This window comes from Qaidamihabitans albus (assembly GCF_016464705.1).
Classification (GTDB): Bacteria; Actinomycetota; Actinomycetes; order Mycobacteriales; family Pseudonocardiaceae; genus Qaidamihabitans; species Qaidamihabitans albus.
Genome location: NZ_JAEHOB010000003.1, coordinates 339,170 through 352,991, shown reverse-complemented (window position 1 = coordinate 352,991; position 13,822 = coordinate 339,170). Strand labels below are relative to the sequence as shown.

The window sequence follows — 13,822 nt, the reverse complement described above, 5'->3', positions numbered from 1 at the left end:
GCCCTCCGGTTACTTTTCTTCCAGCATCGGCACCATCTGATCGATGGCGTAAGGGATGGAGAGCACCGTGTTGAAGGAGAACGCGGCGCCGACGTCCGGGTTCTCGTACGGCACGAACAGGTCACGGCCGTCCTGGTGCACCTTCAGCCGCTGGTAGAGCGGCTCGGCCTTGATGCGGTTGTTGGCCTCCTCGCCTGAGGTGACCCACACGAGCCGGTCGGCGTCCAGCATGCCGAGCTGCTCGGAGCTGAGCTCGGCGACGTTCATGCCCTCCTCCGCGGTCCGGTCCACCTCCTCGGAGAGCTTGAAGCCCATCTCCCGGAAGAAGATCGCCTTGGGGTCGGTGCTGGTGAACGCCGAGTAGGCGCCCGGCTCGAAGCTGTCCGCGACGATCATCGTCTGCTCCGCCCACTGGGGGTGGTTCTCGCGCACCTCGGCGAAGCGCTGATCCAGCTGCTCGATCAGCTGGTTCATCTGGTCCTCCTGACCGAGCGCCTTGCCGATGCGGCGGGACATGTCCTGCCACGGCGCGGCGTAGTCGGGGTACTCCTTCGGCTGCGCGACCACCGGGGCGATCTGCGAGAGCTTGTCGTACTGCTCCTTGGCCATCCCCGAGTACTGGGCGATGATCAGGTCGGGCTCCAGCCCGGCGATCTTCTCCATGTTGTACTCGTCGCGCTCACCGACGATCTCGGGCTGGGTGCCGCCCCAGTGCTCCTTCGCCCACGACCAGCTGCCGTACGGGCGTTCCTTGAACCAGTCGACCGCGCCGACCGGCTTGACCCCCAGCGCCAGCGCCGCGTCCTGATCGGACAGTCCGAGCGTGACCACCTTCTCCGGCTTCTCGCTGATCTCCGTGCTGCCGTACTTGTGCTCGATGGTGACCGGGAACGCGCCGGCGTTCGCGGCGGCGGATGGATCGCCGCCCGCGTCGTCACCGGAGCTGCCGCACGCCGCGAGCACCACGGCCAGCACCAGCGCCAGCAGCGCCGCTGGCAGGCGCGTAAGCGCCTTCGCCGGCTTCAGGGACATGGGGGACATCGGGGTTACCTCTCTCTTCTCCGTCAAACGGACCTTCCACTGACCGCGTACTCCGCGGCAGGCCTGGTGTCTCCCCCCGATGCGCGCCGGTCGAGGACCGACCGCAGGATCTCCGCCGAGCGCATGGCGTTGTTGGACAGCAGCGACGACGTGATGCCGTGCGTGTGCTCGGTACCGCCACCCTGCAGGTAGATGCCGCCCGCGACCTCGGACCCGGTGCCCACGCGGTAGTCGCGCTCGACGCACAGCCGGCCCTGCTCGTCGCGCCGGCAGTAGCCGGCGAGCTCGCCGAGCAGTACGGGCTGGTCGTCCGGCCGGTAGCCGGTGGAGTAGACGACGATGTCGGCGTCCAGCGCACTTCGCTCACCGTTGGCGAGCGACTCGATCGTCACGCGCACGCCGTCGCCGGTCTCGTCGGCCTTGACCGCGCGGCAGACGTTGAAGATCCGCAGCCGTTCGATGCCGAGGACCTTCTCCCGGTAGAGTCGCCGGTAGAGGTCGTCGATCAGTTCGAGGTCGACCACCGAGTAGTTCGTGTTGGCGTGGTAGTCCATAATCCGGCGCTTGACGTCCTCCGGCGCGGAGTAGAAACGGTCCACGGACTCGGGATCGAAGATCCGGTTGGCGAACGCGCTGTCGTCGGACGGGCTGTAGCCGAAGCGGGAGAACACCGAGCACACCTCGGCGCGCGGGAACCGTTCGTGCAGGAAGGCCGTCACCTCGGCGGCGCTCTGGCCCGCGCCGACCACGACGAAGCGACGCGCCATGTCCGGATCGACATTGTGGATGCGATGCAGCAGGTCGCGGTTGTGCCACACCCGGTCCGACGGCGTCACACCCTCGGGCAGGTACGGCCGCAACCCGGTGGCCAGCACCAGGTTGCGCGCCCGGTAGGTCTCGCCGGTCGCCGACTCGACGTCGAAGTAGGCGACCGCGCCGCCGTCGAGCACGGGCCGCACGGCGACCACCTCGTGCGAGTACGACACCATGTCGTCGACCCGAGCGGCCGCCCACTCGAAGTAGTCGTGGAACTCGACCCGCAGCGGGAAGAGGTTCTTGTGGTTGACGAAGTCGACCAGCCTGCCCTGCGCGTGCAGGTAGGACAGGAAGCTGAACTCGCTGGCGGGGTTGCGCAGCGTGACCAGGTCCTTGAGGAAGGACACCTGCATGGTCGCGTCGTCGATGAGCATGCCGCGATGCCAGCCGAAGCGTTCCTGCCGCTCCAGGAAGTGCGCGGTGACGGTGTCGTTCGTGGCCGCGTTGTGCTCGGTCACCGCGATGGCCAGTGCCAGGTTCGAGGGGCCGAAACCAACTCCGACCAGGTCGTAGACCGGTGTCTCGTCCTTGCGCCGTGCCTGTGACATGTCCTGTCCCATCGCCGTGAATCCACCCGGACGGAGGCAACCCTAACCTAAGTTAGCCTTACCTCAGTTAGTACATTCGAGGGTGATGCTCATCCCCCGGCCCACGGGTTGCGGAATTAGGTAAGGCTTGCTTCACTAGGCCGCGTTTGCCGCCGAAGGATCCGGAGGATCGTCGATGAGGGTCGTCATGTTCGGCTACCAGACGTGGGGGCACCGGACCCTGCGTGCGCTGCTGGACTCCGAGCACGAGGTGGCGCTGGTCGTCACGCACCCCAAGTCCGACCACGCGTACGAGCGGATCTGGGCGGACTCCGTCGCCGATCTCGCCGAGGAGCACGGCGTCGAGGTGGCGCTGCGCAACCGGCCGGACGAGGCGCTCGCGGCGCGGCTGCACGAGATCGGGCCGGACCTGATCGTGGCGAACAACTGGCGCACCTGGATTCCGCCGGAGATCTTCACGCTGCCCCGGTACGGCACGCTGAACGTGCACGACTCGCTGCTGCCCGCCTACGCGGGCTTCTCGCCGCTGATCTGGGCACTGATCAACGGTGAGAAGGAGGTCGGCGTGACCGCGCACATGATGGACGGGGAGCTCGACGCGGGCCCGATCGTCCGGCAGCGGGCGGTGGAGGTGGGGCCGCGGGACACCGCGACGGACCTGTTCCACAAGACGGTCGAGCTGATCGAACCGCTGGTCGGGGAGGCGCTCGGGCTGATCGCTTCCGGGCGCACCGACTGGACCCCGCAGGACCGGACGAAGGCCAGCTTCTTCCACAAACGGTCCATAGAGGACAGCCGGATCGACTGGACGTGGCCTGCCGAGGACATCGAACGTCTTGTCCGCGCGCAGTCCGATCCCTACCCGAACGCGTACACCTTCCACAAGGGACAGCGCGTCCACGTGGTCCGGGCGTCGGTGTCGGAGGGTCGCTACGGCGGCACGCCAGGGCGGATCTTCATCCGCGAGGGCGACGGCGTGGTGATCGTGGCCGGCGCCGACGCGCGGTACGGGCAGAACCACGGGCTCGCGATCGAGCGTGTGCGCACCGACGACGGCACCGAGTACGCGGCCACCGACTACTTCCGCACGATGGGCGGCTACCTCACCACTCACCCCTCGTGAGTGCCTACGCGAGTTCTAACTCGGCCAGCCACTCACGACCCTCGTGAGTGGCTACCGGCGTTCTAACTCGGCTGCGCACTCACGAGCTGGCCGTGAGCCAGCGTTCGAGCGCATCCGCCTTGGCGGGCCGGTCGAGCAGGCGGTAGGCCCTCGCCCACACGGCGGGGTCGGCGAGCGGCAGGCCCCGCCAGTGGCCGCTCACCCGGGTGGGCAGCCGTTCCGCGCCGTCCGGCCCGTACATCGCGAAGTCGAGCAGGAGATCCAGCGTGTGGTCGCCGCCGTCGAGGACGTAGCGCCGGCCGGTGGCGTAGATCCCGCCGCGCTCGCTGTCCTCGCGGTAGCGGATCCCGGCGCCGTCCAGCGCCGCGGTCACCGCGGCGGCTCCGGCGGTGCCGCCCGAGTCGACGGTGACGTCCCAGTCATGGGCCACGTCGGCGAGCCCGAGGGCGACCAGCAGCCCGGAGCCGCCGATCGCCGGAGTCAGTCCCTGTTCCCGCAGGGCCGCTACGACCCGGACGACCACATCGAGCGGCGGGATGCGCACAGGGCAATCATGCCCGGTCCTGGACGCGGATTCCGGCCCAGCGGGCGAACCGGCAAGGGTGCCGTCCCGGCGCCGGTCCTGCTCGGCAAGGGTCACCACGGTCTCGCACACCTTGCCCGCGGGGTCATCATCCACCTCGGCCACCCCGGCCGGCGCCGCTAGACTCGCACGAGCATCTTGCCGGTGTTGGCTCCGGCGAGCAGGTCGAGAAACGCTTGCGGGGCGTTGCGGATCCCCTCCACCACGGTCTCCGAGTACTTCAGCCTGCCGTCGCGGACCAGCGGCGCGACCTCCTCGACGAACCGCGGCCGCAGGTCCTGGTGGTCGGTCACCAGGAAACCGCGCATCGTGAACCGCTTCGCGATGATCTGCGGGAGGTTGCGCGGCGCCGGCGTCGGCTCGGTCGCGTTGTACTGCGAGATCATGCCGCAGACGGCGATCCGGCCGTGCAGGTTCAGCGCACCGATCGCGGCCTCAAGGTGCTCGCCGCCGACGTTGTCGAAGTAAACGTCGACACCGTCCGGCGCGGCTTCGGCGAGCTGCTCGGCCACGGGCGCGTCCTTGTAGTCGAACGCAGCGTCGAAACCCAGGTCGTCCCGCAGCCAACGCACCTTCTCGGCCGACCCCGCGCTGCCGATCACCCGTGCGGCTCCCCTGAGCTTCGCGAGCTGGCCGACCACCGACCCGACCGCGCCCGCGGCGCCGGAGACGAACACGGTGTCGCCCTCGGTGAACTTCGCGACCTCGAACAGGCCCGCGTACGCGGTCAGCCCGGTCATGCCGAGCACACCGAGGTAGGTGGTGACCGGCGCGGCCTCCGGATCGACCCTGGCCACGTGCCTGGCCTCGACCACCGCGTGCGTGCGCCAGCCGAGCCCGTGCAGCACCAGGTCACCGGGTGCGAACTCGTCCACCGTGGACTCGACAACCTCGCCGAGCGCGCCGCCGTGCATCACCTTGCCCACCTCGTACGGCTCGGCGTAGGACTTCGCCGAGCTCATCCGGCCCCGCATGTACGGGTCGACGGAAAGCCACTGGTTGCGCACCAGCAGCTGACCGGGCCCCGGGCCCGGGACATCGACGTCCACAACGGAGAAGTTGTCGAGCGTGGGAGCGCCGTGCGGGCGCGCGGCGAGGCGGATCTCCGTGGCGCCCATCAGGACCGCCCGGCCTGCGCGTCGAGGTTGGCGAGCACACCTTCGTAGATGCGCTTCAGCCCACCCGGCGCGAACGTCTTCTCGAAGAACCCGCCGATGCCGCCTGCGCCCTCCCAGCTCGTCCGCAACTGCACGAGGCTGCCGGAACCGGCCTCGCGCACGGTCCAGGTGGTGACCATGCTGGAGTTGCCGTCGGTCTCCACCAGCGTGCCCGGCTCCGGCTCGGTCACGGTGGCCGCGACGTCGCGCACGCGCTTGGACGTCGCCTGCAGCTTCCAGCGCGCGACGGTGCCCGCGCCGGTGCCGCCCTCGGTCACCTCGTAGTCGCGGTAGTGCTCGGTGAGGATCTTCGGCCTGGTCTCGGTGTAGTCCGCGACGAGTGCGCGCACCTTCTCCGGCGGCGCGTCGATCGTGCGCTCCGCGGTGGCCGTGACCTGTCCCATGAAACTCCTCTTCGGTCGTGCTCCGGCAGGCTTGTTCAGACGGGGTTGGCGAGTCCCTCGACCACCTCGGCACCGGGCAGCGAGGCCAGCAGGCTTCCGGTGACCAGGAGCTTGCTACCACGAATGCCGCTGCCGATGACGAGTTCCGGCGAGTCGGCCACGGCCTTGTCGACGAGGATCGGCCAGTCGGCGGGAAGCCCGATGGGCGTGATGCCGCCGTACTCCATGCCGGTGAGCTCGACGGCCTCGGCCATCGGCGCGAACGACGCCTTGCGCACGTCGAGCCTGCGCCGGATCACGCCGTTGACGTCGGCTCGTGTGGTGGCGAGGATCATCGCCGCCGCGTAGCGGACCTCACCGGACCGCTTGCCCGCCACGACGACACAGTTCGCCGACGCGGAGAGAGGTGAGGAGTAGGCGGCGCAGAACTCGGCCGTGTCGGCCAGCTCCGGATCGATCCGGGCCACGCCGACCGGCCCGGGCACCTCGGACAGTGCCTTGGCGACCGGTTCGGCGACCAGCTCGGGGTGCTGCGCGACCGGGGCGACGTTCAGGGTTCCGGCGATGGTCCAGGTGGTCACGGCATCACCCTAGTGGGCAGGCTCGGCGTCAACCGCCCCGCTGCACCTCGATCAGCTTCGGGCGCACGTCGACGATGTAGACGAGCACCGCGACCAGGCCGGCGAGCCAGAAGATCATGCCCGCGCCGTAGTAGCCGAACAGCGCGAGGGCGACGGTGGAACCACCGGTGATGGCCATCCACACCGGCTTGGTGAGCCGGTCGGCGGCCGCGTAGGCATCGGCACGCTGCGTCAGTGCGTGCACGAACGCGAATACGCCGACCAGGGTCCCTGCCCAGTCGATGACCCAGACGATCCATTGCGCGATGAGCGGCACCTCATCAGCGTACTTCAGCACGCGCAAAGGACGCGGCCCCGGCACCTCGGGAGGTGCCGGGGCCGGGCCGTACGACCGCTCTTACTTGTTCGTCTTGGACGTGCCGCCGGTGCTCTTCCTGGCGGTGCTGCTCGTGCCACTCGTGCTGCTCGTGCTGCTGGTGCCGCTCGAAGCGTCGTCACCGCGGCGAGCGGTGCTCGGGGAGGTCTTGTTCGCGGCCTTGCGGCTGGCGCTGCGGGTCTCGTGCGCGACCTCGGCCCCGGCCTCCTCGACGGCCTCGGCCACGTCCCGGCTGCTCTCGCTGACCGTGGTGGCGGTCTTCTCCCCCACCGACCGGGTGCGCTTGGTGACCAGTGCGAGCACCTCGTCGACCCGCTCGCGGGCATCGGTGGACAGCTCGCCGACCCGCTCCTGCGCGGCCTGCAGCGCCTCTTCCAGCTGCTCGATGCTGCGCCTGACCTGCGGCTGCGCGACCAGGTTGTCCCATGCCTGCTCACCGGACTCGGCGAGCTTGTGGTACAGCTTCAGCGCGGCGTCGGTGTACTCGTCGAGCAGCTTGCGCAGCTCGGCCGGGTCGAGGCGATCGCGCAGCTGCTCCACGTCGGTGGGCAGCTCCTCGATGTTCTTGCGAGCGCTCTCGCTGCTCTCGGTCACCCGCTCCCTGGCCTTGTTCATGGCGTCCGCCACGGCCTGGCTGACCAGGTTGCCTGCGCCGAGCGCGGCGAGCAGCGGTGTGCGGATCGGGTCGAAACTGGGCTTCTGGGTGTCCTCGGACTTGTTGGTCGCCATGTGGATCACTCCTCGGGTTCGGACTCGGCTGTGGACTGTTCGGATGTTGGTGCGGCGCGGTTCTCTCGCCGGAACGACTCGTAGACGTCCAGCAGAACCTGCTTCTGCCGCTCGGAGAGCTCGCTGTCCGAGCGAATCGCGTCGGGCACCGGCCCGCCGAGGGGAAGGTCGAGAATCCCTGCCTGCACGTAGAGCGCTTCCGCCGAGATTCGCAACCCCTTGGCGATCTGCTGCAGGATCTCCGCGCTGGGCTTACGCACGCCGCGCTCGATCTGACTCAGATACGGGTTGGAGACGCCGGCCAGCTTCGACAGCTGCCGCAAGGAGATCTTCGCGGTGCTGCGTTGCTGACGGATGTACTCGCCGATGTCCCGGCCGATATCGCGGCCGATGTCGGCGACCTTGTCGATCGGGCCGGCCACGGCACCGTTCTCCTCCGGCACCGGTGTCTCCGTCACTTCTCGCCACCTCCTCGCGACACCATCAAAGTTACGCCGGAGTGCTAGCTATTGCAAGCACTCTGCTTGCACCGCCGGGTGTGGGTTCGGACACCCCGCTACTGTTGAGGGATGAGCCTCGCCGCGCGCGCCCGCAGGCGCCTCGCGGAGAACCTTCGCCGGGACGGCACCCTGACCGACGCCCGCTGGGTGGCCGCGTTCCGGCGCGTGCCACGGCACGTGTTCGTCCCCCGGTTCTTCCTCCCCGAACGCGGCCGCTGGGTCGCGGTCGACCGGAGCGACCCCGGCTGGCTGCCGACCGTCTACTCCGACAGCGTCCTGGTGACCCAGCTCGACGACGACCCGCACCGCTGGGCGATCGCCCGCCGCGAGGGCCCGGTGGACGGCGTCCCGACGTGCTCGTCGAGCATGCCCGGGATCATGGCCGTCATGCTCGAAGAGCTGCTCGTCGCCGACGGCCACCGGGTGCTGGAGATCGGCAGCGGCACCGGCTACAACACGGCACTGCTGTGCACCCGGCTCGGCGACGAGAACGTGTGCACCGTGGATATCGATCCGGTGCTGGTGGCCTCGGCCCGTACCGCGTTGGGACAGCTCGGCCACGCACCGGTGTGCGAGGTCGCCGACGGGGAGCGGGGCTTTCCGGCCGGCGCCCCCTACGACCGGGTGCTGTGCACCTGCGCGGTGTCGCGCATCCCGCTCACGTGGCTCGAACAGTCCCGGCCGGGCGGGCTGATCGTCACGACCCTGAACCGGCCGATCGGTGCCGGGCTGGTGCGCATCGTCGCCGGCCGGGACGCGACCGGCCAGGGCAGGGTGCTCGCCAGGGACGGCCGCTTCATGCCCCTGCGAGCGCACCGGCTCCGCGACAACGGCGCCAACGGCACCGCCGCCGTGCCCGGTGCCCGCTCGGGGCAGGCGAGGACGACGGAGTTGCCGTTGACGACGGTGGTGAGCGCCGCGAGCCGGTTCGAGTTCTTCGCCGGGCTCGCGCTGGAGGGGGTAACGACGACGCCCGATCCGGAAGATCCGGCGAGCAGCTGCCTCGTACACGCCGACGGTTCGTGGGCGCGCCAGCGCGAGGAGGACGACGGCCGCTACGTGGTCGAGCAGGGCGGCCCGCGCCGGTTGTGGGACCTCGCCGAGGAGGCCTACGACCGGTGGCACGGGCTCGGCAAGCCAGGCCGCGACGCCTTCGGCGTGACCGTCACGGCCGAAGGCCAGGAGTTCTGGCTGCGCGATCCGGACAGCCCGCACCGCTGGCCCCTCGCCCCCTCGTGAGTGCGCACACGAGTTAGAACACTGTTACGCACTCACGAGGGCAGGTGGGCACCTACCCAGGCGCAGGCCGCTTCCACGGTGTCCTCGAACGGGGCGTCGGTGGTGTCGAGCAGGCGCACGGGCGGGTCGAGGGTCGCCGCGGCGGCACGAAGCCAGTCGTTGAACTCCAGCATCTCCTCGATCCGCGGCTCGTCCCAGCCCCGCCACTCGGGACGCGCTCGCAGCCGCTTCGCGAGCACCTCGGGCTCCGCGACGAGTGCGAGATAGTGGATCGCCGAGAAGAACACCCGTTCCGGAAGCGGCTCCAGCTCGGGCGGCACCACCGTTCCGCACAGCACCACCGGCCGCCCGCTCTGGTGGATCATCGCGGCCATCCGCAGCCACGTCGAGCGAAACGCCGGGTGCCCGTCGATGTCGTCGCGCAGGCCGCCGGTCCACAGGACGTCCTGTTCGAGCGGCACCACCCGACCACCGAGCAGGCGCGCCAGCGCCGGTCCGACCGTGGACTTGCCTGCGGCACTCGGCCCGGTCAGCGCGAACAGCGGCAGCCGGTGGAAGGTCCGGCGGTGCCCGCATCGCGCACACACCAGCCGGCCTTCCTCGACCAGCGGAACCTCCGCGTTCTCACCACAGTCCGCGCAGATCCTCAGATCCAGCAAGACAGCCTCAGTCGAACAGGTTCTCGAGGAAGCTGCGCTTGCGGTTGCCCCGGTAACCGTGCTGACCGTGCTGGCCCTGGTGCCGGTACGGCCGGGGCGAGTCCTTGTAGCCGCCCCCGCGGTAGGGGCGCGGGGAGTCCTTGTAGCCGTACCCGCCGTAGGGCTGCTGCTGTGCCGGCGGGGGCGGGGGTGGTGGTCCGCCCTGGTAGCCCGGCGGCGGCGGCGCCGCGGGCTGGTACGGCGGCGGCGCGGCGGGGGCCGCCTGCGCGTAGTAGGCGTTCTCCGCGTTGACGATCTGCTCCAGCTCACCGCGGTCGAGGAAGATGCCCCGGCACCCCTCGCACTGCTCGATGTGGATGCCGCTCTTGTCGACCGTCTTCAGCAAGTTCTGGCACTTGGGACAAATCACAGATCACACCCTACGCATAGGTGACCGGGCGAGGCGATCAGCAGGCGCAGAGGCAGAACGGGTGCCCGGCCGGATCGGCGTAGACCCGGAACGTCTCCGGCTTGTCGTCGAGCAGCCTGGCACCGAGCCGGAGCACCCGCTCGTGCTCGGCGTCGATGTCCGGCACGTCGAAGTCGATGTGCAGCATCTGCGCCCGCTCGTTGGACGGCCAGGTCGGTGGCGCGAACGCGGGGTCCTCCTGGAAGGCGATGTTCGCCCCGCCCGCGGGATTGAGCAGGGTGATCCAGTTGTCCCCCTTCTTGTCCCGTGGATCGACCTGCCAGCCGAGCAGCTCGCCGTAGAACTGGGCGAGCGCCCACGGATCAGGGCAGTCCAGCGCCACACAGCCGAACGTGATCGAGTTCTTCGCCGAACTCGCCGAATTCATGGCCACCTCCAGATATCTGCATAACTGACAAAATCAGTATGGTGGTTACCACGCCAGGTGGCAACCACCATAGGAACTAGACTGGTGACGTGCCGCCGGACGTCTCACTCGTGCTCGACTTCCTCAATACGCTCGACGTGGAGGAAGACGTCGACACGCTCGCCTCGGCGGGGAGGTGGCACGCCTGGACCCATGAGCGGGAGCTGCCCGCCGACCCACCGGACGAGGTGCGGCCGGTGCGCGACGCCCTCCGGGCGGCTGTGGGCGATCCGGCCGCGCGACCCGGTCCGGCGCGCGCGGCGGTCGAGGTGGCGCTGACCGAGCGAGGCCCGGAGCTGGTGACGTCGAGCGCGGTGGGCGCGGTGCTGGCGGCGGCGGCCCGCCTCGCGGTACTGGGCGAGTGGGAGCGCGTGAAGATCTGCCCGGCGGACAACTGCCACTGGGCGTTCTACGACCGGTCGCGCAACCGGTCCCGGACGTGGTGCTCGATGAAGGTGTGCGGCAACCGGGAGAAGGCGCGCGCCTTCCGCGAGCGCACTGCGGCCGAACCGCCGGAGCGGTAGCCACCTGTTCGCGGGACCGGCAGCCTGTGGACAACCCGGTGGATAACCGGCCGAACTGTGGACAACTCCCCCGTACGGGTGGACACGCGCGGGTGCGACCCGTGCGGGTTACCCGTGGAACAGCAGCTGCGCGACCGCGTAGATCGCCAGCCCGGCCAGCGCGCCGACCACGGTGCCGTTGATACGGATGAACTGGAGGTCGCGGCCCACCTGGAGCTCGACCTTGCGCGATGTCTCCGCCGCGTCCCAGCGCTCGACCGTGTCGGTGATGATCGTGGTGATCTCGGTGGAGTAGTTGGTGACGACGTGCGCCGCGGCGCCCTCGACCCAGCCGTCCACCTTCGCCGCGAGCGACGCGTCGGCCACCAGCCGCTCACCCAGCGTGCACAGCCCCGCCCGGACGCGCCTGCGCAGCTCGCTCGACGGGTCCTCGGCCGCGGTGAGCAGCATGTCCTTGGCCGTCGTCCACGCCGAGCCGATGAGCCGCTGCACCTCAGGGTGCTCGACCAGCTGCTGCTTGACCTGGTCCGCGCGGGCCATCGTCTCGGGATCCTTCTGCAGATCCTGCGCGAACTCGCCGAGGAACCTGTCGACGGCCAGCCGCATCGGGTGGTTGACGTCGGTCTTCACCGCCCAGGCGAATGCCAGCACCTCGCCGTAGACCTTGTCCGCGAGCAGGTCGTCGACGAACCTCGGCGACCAGCTCGGCGCGCGGTCCGAGACCACCCGCAGCACGGTGTCGTGGTTGTCCCGCACCCATTCGTAGGCCCGGTCACAGATCAGGTCCACGAGCTTGTAGTGCGCACCGTCGGTGAACACCTGCTCCAGCAGCTTTCCGGTGGGCGGCCCCCACGGCCGGTCGACGACCCGGCGCACCACCGCCTGCTCCAGCACGGCCTGCACGTCCTCGTCCCGCAGCACGGTCACCGCGCCCCGCACCACGCTGGCGAGCTCCGCGGTCACCCGCTCGGCGTTCTCCGGCCGGGCGAGCCAGGCCCCGAGCCGCTTCGACGTCTCCACCCGGCGCAGCTTGTCCCGCACCACCGGCTCGGAGAGGAAGTTGGCGCCCACGAAGTCGCCAAGGCTGCTGCCGAGCACGTTCTTCTTGTTCGGAATGATCGCGGTGTGCGGGATCTTGATGCCCAGCGGATGCCGGAACAGCGCGGTGACGGCGAACCAGTCGGCGAGCGCACCGACCATGCCCGCCTCGGCGGCCGCGCGCACGTAGCCGACCCAGCCCGGCCAGCCGGCCGCCTGCGCCCAGCTCATCAGCAGGAAGACGACCGCCGCGCCGATCAGGAACGACAGCGCGACCAGCTTCATCCTGCGCAGGCCCCGCCGTTTGCTCTCCTCGCCGGCCAGGCCACCCGGCGGATCGGCCGGGACCGCCCCGGCGGACGTCAGTTGCTCCACAGCGCCATTGTCCGTGAGGATTGGCGATCGTGCGCGAACCAGTTCTCGTCCCCCGGCTACGGCCCTTCACCTCGACCATCTTCGCCGAGATGACGGCACTCGCCACGCGGACCGGCGCGGTCAACCTCGGCCAGGGCTTCCCCGACACCGACGGCCCCGCCGGAATGCTCGACGCGGCGAAGAACGCCCTGTTCGGCGGAGCGAACCAGTACCCGCCCGGCCCCGGCAGGCCCGAGCTGCGAGCGGCGATCGCGGCCCACCGGCAGCGCTACGGCGTGCACTACGACCCGGACGGCGAGATCCTCGTCACCGCGGGCGCCACGGAGGCGGTCGCGGCGAGCCTGCTCGCCCTCACCGGGCCCGGCGACGAGGTGCTGGTCATCGAGCCGTACTACGACTCCTACGCGGCGTCGGTGGCGATGGCGGGTGCCGCCCGGCGAGTGGTGTCGCTGGCCACCGACGGCGACCGTTTCGCGCTGGACGTCGACGCCGTGCGGGCGGCGGTCACCGCCAACACGCGCGCGATCCTCGTCAACTCGCCGCACAACCCCACCGGCACCGTGTTCACCCGCGCCGAACTGGAGGCGCTGGCGGCCGTCTGCGTCGAACACGACCTGATCGCCGTCACCGACGAGGTGTACGAGCACCTCGTGTTCGACGACGCCGAGCACATCCCGCTCGCGACCCTGCCGGGGATGCGGGAACGCACGGTGTCGATCTCCAGCGCGGGCAAGACGTTCAACTGCACGGGCTGGAAGATCGGCTGGGTGTGCTCGACGCCGGAGCTCGTCGCCGCGGTGAAGGCCGCCAAGCAGTTCATGACGTTCGTCTCCGGCGGCCCACTGCAACCCGCGGTCGCCCACGCGCTCGAACACGAACTGGACTGGGTCGAGGACCTGCGCCGGTCGCTGGAGGCCAAACGCGACCGGCTCTCAGCCGGGCTCGCCGAAGCCGGTTTCGCCGTCCGGCCGAGCGCGGGCACCTACTTCGTCTGCGCCGACGTGCGCCCGCTCGGCTTCACCGACGCCGCCGAGCTCGCCTGGCAGCTGCCCGAACGCGCCGGCGTGGCCGCCGTTCCGGTCAAGGTGTTCACCGATCACCCGGACGAGTGGAGTCATGTACTTCGATTCGCGTTCTGCAAGCGCGACGAGATCCTCGACGAGGCGATCGCCCGAATGCACAACCTGGCCACGATTGCGCCGTCCGGGGTGGATCGGACGCTCACGAGGTGAAAGACTTCCCGGCGATGTTAGA

The 13,822-nt window shown here is 69.9% G+C and carries 17 protein-coding genes; 4 read left to right on the top strand and 13 right to left on the bottom strand.

Features of this window, described 5'->3' with window-relative positions:
- Positions 1-9: 9 nt before the first annotated feature.
- Positions 10-1,041 (bottom strand): iron-siderophore ABC transporter substrate-binding protein, encoded by a 1,032-nt coding sequence (locus JAP66_RS08040; protein WP_235998836.1) that lies wholly within the window; start codon positions 1,039-1,041, stop codon positions 10-12.
- Positions 1,042-1,064: 23 nt separating this feature from the next.
- A complete protein-coding gene (locus JAP66_RS08035) occupies positions 1,065-2,405 on the bottom strand; it encodes a lysine N(6)-hydroxylase/L-ornithine N(5)-oxygenase family protein (protein ID WP_199430961.1) in 1,341 nt (446 codons plus the stop codon).
- Between the two features lie 175 nt (positions 2,406-2,580).
- Here JAP66_RS08035 and JAP66_RS08030 point away from each other — a divergent pair, with 175 nt between their 5' ends.
- Positions 2,581-3,528 (top strand): methionyl-tRNA formyltransferase, encoded by a 948-nt coding sequence (locus JAP66_RS08030; protein ID WP_199430960.1) that lies wholly within the window; start codon positions 2,581-2,583, stop codon positions 3,526-3,528.
- 79 nt (positions 3,529-3,607) lie between these two features.
- On the opposite strand, the gene JAP66_RS08025 is transcribed toward JAP66_RS08030, so the two are convergent.
- The 7 genes from JAP66_RS08025 to JAP66_RS07995 form a co-directional block, all read right to left on the bottom strand.
- Positions 3,608-4,207 carry a hypothetical protein gene (locus JAP66_RS08025; RefSeq protein WP_199430959.1) on the bottom strand — a complete coding sequence of 200 codons (600 nt, stop codon included), beginning with the start codon at positions 4,205-4,207 and terminating at the stop codon, positions 3,608-3,610.
- A gap of 23 nt (positions 4,208-4,230) precedes the next feature.
- The gene (locus JAP66_RS08020; RefSeq protein WP_199430958.1) at positions 4,231-5,229 is read right to left on the bottom strand and encodes an NADP-dependent oxidoreductase; all 999 of its coding nucleotides are present in this window, start codon (positions 5,227-5,229) and stop codon (positions 4,231-4,233) included.
- Complete coding sequence (locus JAP66_RS08015) at positions 5,229-5,672, bottom strand: SRPBCC family protein (protein ID WP_199430957.1); 444 nt, start codon at positions 5,670-5,672, stop codon at positions 5,229-5,231. Before JAP66_RS08015 ends, JAP66_RS08020 begins: the two co-directional genes overlap by 1 nt.
- A 35-nt stretch (positions 5,673-5,707) precedes the next feature.
- Positions 5,708-6,253, bottom strand: coding sequence for a YbaK/EbsC family protein (locus tag JAP66_RS08010; RefSeq protein ID WP_199430956.1), 546 nt, complete (start codon positions 6,251-6,253; stop codon positions 5,708-5,710).
- Between the two features lie 28 nt (positions 6,254-6,281).
- Positions 6,282-6,569, bottom strand: coding sequence for a DUF2516 family protein (locus JAP66_RS08005; RefSeq protein WP_199431127.1), 288 nt, complete (start codon positions 6,567-6,569; stop codon positions 6,282-6,284).
- Positions 6,570-6,650: 81 nt separating this feature from the next.
- Positions 6,651-7,358, bottom strand: coding sequence for a hypothetical protein (locus tag JAP66_RS08000; RefSeq protein WP_199430955.1), 708 nt, complete (start codon positions 7,356-7,358; stop codon positions 6,651-6,653).
- A 5-nt stretch (positions 7,359-7,363) separates the two neighbouring features.
- Positions 7,364-7,768, bottom strand: a complete 405-nt coding sequence (locus JAP66_RS07995; protein WP_199431126.1) for a helix-turn-helix domain-containing protein — start codon at positions 7,766-7,768, stop codon at positions 7,364-7,366.
- A 159-nt stretch (positions 7,769-7,927) separates the two neighbouring features.
- Here JAP66_RS07995 and tgmC point away from each other — a divergent pair, with 159 nt between their 5' ends.
- Positions 7,928-9,097: an ATP-grasp peptide maturase system methyltransferase gene (gene tgmC, locus JAP66_RS07990; protein WP_199430954.1), complete on the top strand. Its 1,170-nt coding sequence runs from the start codon at positions 7,928-7,930 to the stop codon at positions 9,095-9,097.
- Between the two features lie 32 nt (positions 9,098-9,129).
- Here tgmC and JAP66_RS07985 read toward each other — a convergent pair whose 3' ends face one another.
- The 3 genes from JAP66_RS07985 to JAP66_RS07975 are packed head-to-tail and all read right to left on the bottom strand — an operon-like array spanning position 9,130 to position 10,592.
- A complete protein-coding gene (locus tag JAP66_RS07985; RefSeq protein ID WP_199430953.1) occupies positions 9,130-9,756 on the bottom strand; it encodes an ATP-binding protein in 627 nt (208 codons plus the stop codon).
- 7 nt (positions 9,757-9,763) lie between these two features.
- Complete coding sequence (locus JAP66_RS07980) at positions 9,764-10,165, bottom strand: TFIIB-type zinc ribbon-containing protein (RefSeq protein WP_199430952.1); 402 nt, start codon at positions 10,163-10,165, stop codon at positions 9,764-9,766.
- 37 nt (positions 10,166-10,202) lie between these two features.
- Positions 10,203-10,592: a VOC family protein gene (locus JAP66_RS07975; protein ID WP_199430951.1), complete on the bottom strand. Its 390-nt coding sequence runs from the start codon at positions 10,590-10,592 to the stop codon at positions 10,203-10,205.
- Between the two features lie 89 nt (positions 10,593-10,681).
- Between JAP66_RS07975 and JAP66_RS07970 the strand changes: the two genes are divergently transcribed.
- Positions 10,682-11,155 carry a CGNR zinc finger domain-containing protein gene (locus JAP66_RS07970; RefSeq protein ID WP_199430950.1) on the top strand — a complete coding sequence of 158 codons (474 nt, stop codon included), beginning with the start codon at positions 10,682-10,684 and terminating at the stop codon, positions 11,153-11,155.
- A gap of 108 nt (positions 11,156-11,263) precedes the next feature.
- Here JAP66_RS07970 and JAP66_RS07965 read toward each other — a convergent pair whose 3' ends face one another.
- Positions 11,264-12,568 carry a DUF445 domain-containing protein gene (locus JAP66_RS07965; RefSeq protein ID WP_199430949.1) on the bottom strand — a complete coding sequence of 435 codons (1,305 nt, stop codon included), beginning with the start codon at positions 12,566-12,568 and terminating at the stop codon, positions 11,264-11,266.
- Positions 12,569-12,597: 29 nt separating this feature from the next.
- Here JAP66_RS07965 and JAP66_RS07960 point away from each other — a divergent pair, with 29 nt between their 5' ends.
- The gene (locus JAP66_RS07960; RefSeq protein WP_199430948.1) at positions 12,598-13,800 is read left to right on the top strand and encodes a pyridoxal phosphate-dependent aminotransferase; all 1,203 of its coding nucleotides are present in this window, start codon (positions 12,598-12,600) and stop codon (positions 13,798-13,800) included.
- Positions 13,801-13,822: the final 22 nt, after the last annotated feature.

Bases quoted from the DNA above. Each gene is read 5' to 3' on its own strand.
- JAP66_RS08040 (WP_235998836.1), bottom strand. From the start codon at position 1,041: ATGTCCCCCATGTCCCTGAAGCCGGCGAAGGCGCTTACGCGCCTGCCA.
- JAP66_RS08035 (WP_199430961.1), bottom strand. From the start codon at position 2,405: ATGTCACAGGCACGGCGCAAGGACGAGACACCGGTCTACGACCTGGTC.
- JAP66_RS08030 (WP_199430960.1), top strand. From the start codon at position 2,581: ATGAGGGTCGTCATGTTCGGCTACCAGACGTGGGGGCACCGGACCCTG.
- JAP66_RS08020 (WP_199430958.1), bottom strand. From the start codon at position 5,229: ATGGGCGCCACGGAGATCCGCCTCGCCGCGCGCCCGCACGGCGCTCCC.
- JAP66_RS08015 (WP_199430957.1), bottom strand. From the start codon at position 5,672: ATGGGACAGGTCACGGCCACCGCGGAGCGCACGATCGACGCGCCGCCG.
- JAP66_RS08000 (WP_199430955.1), bottom strand. From the start codon at position 7,358: ATGGCGACCAACAAGTCCGAGGACACCCAGAAGCCCAGTTTCGACCCG.
- tgmC (WP_199430954.1), top strand. From the start codon at position 7,928: ATGAGCCTCGCCGCGCGCGCCCGCAGGCGCCTCGCGGAGAACCTTCGC.
- JAP66_RS07975 (WP_199430951.1), bottom strand. From the start codon at position 10,592: ATGAATTCGGCGAGTTCGGCGAAGAACTCGATCACGTTCGGCTGTGTG.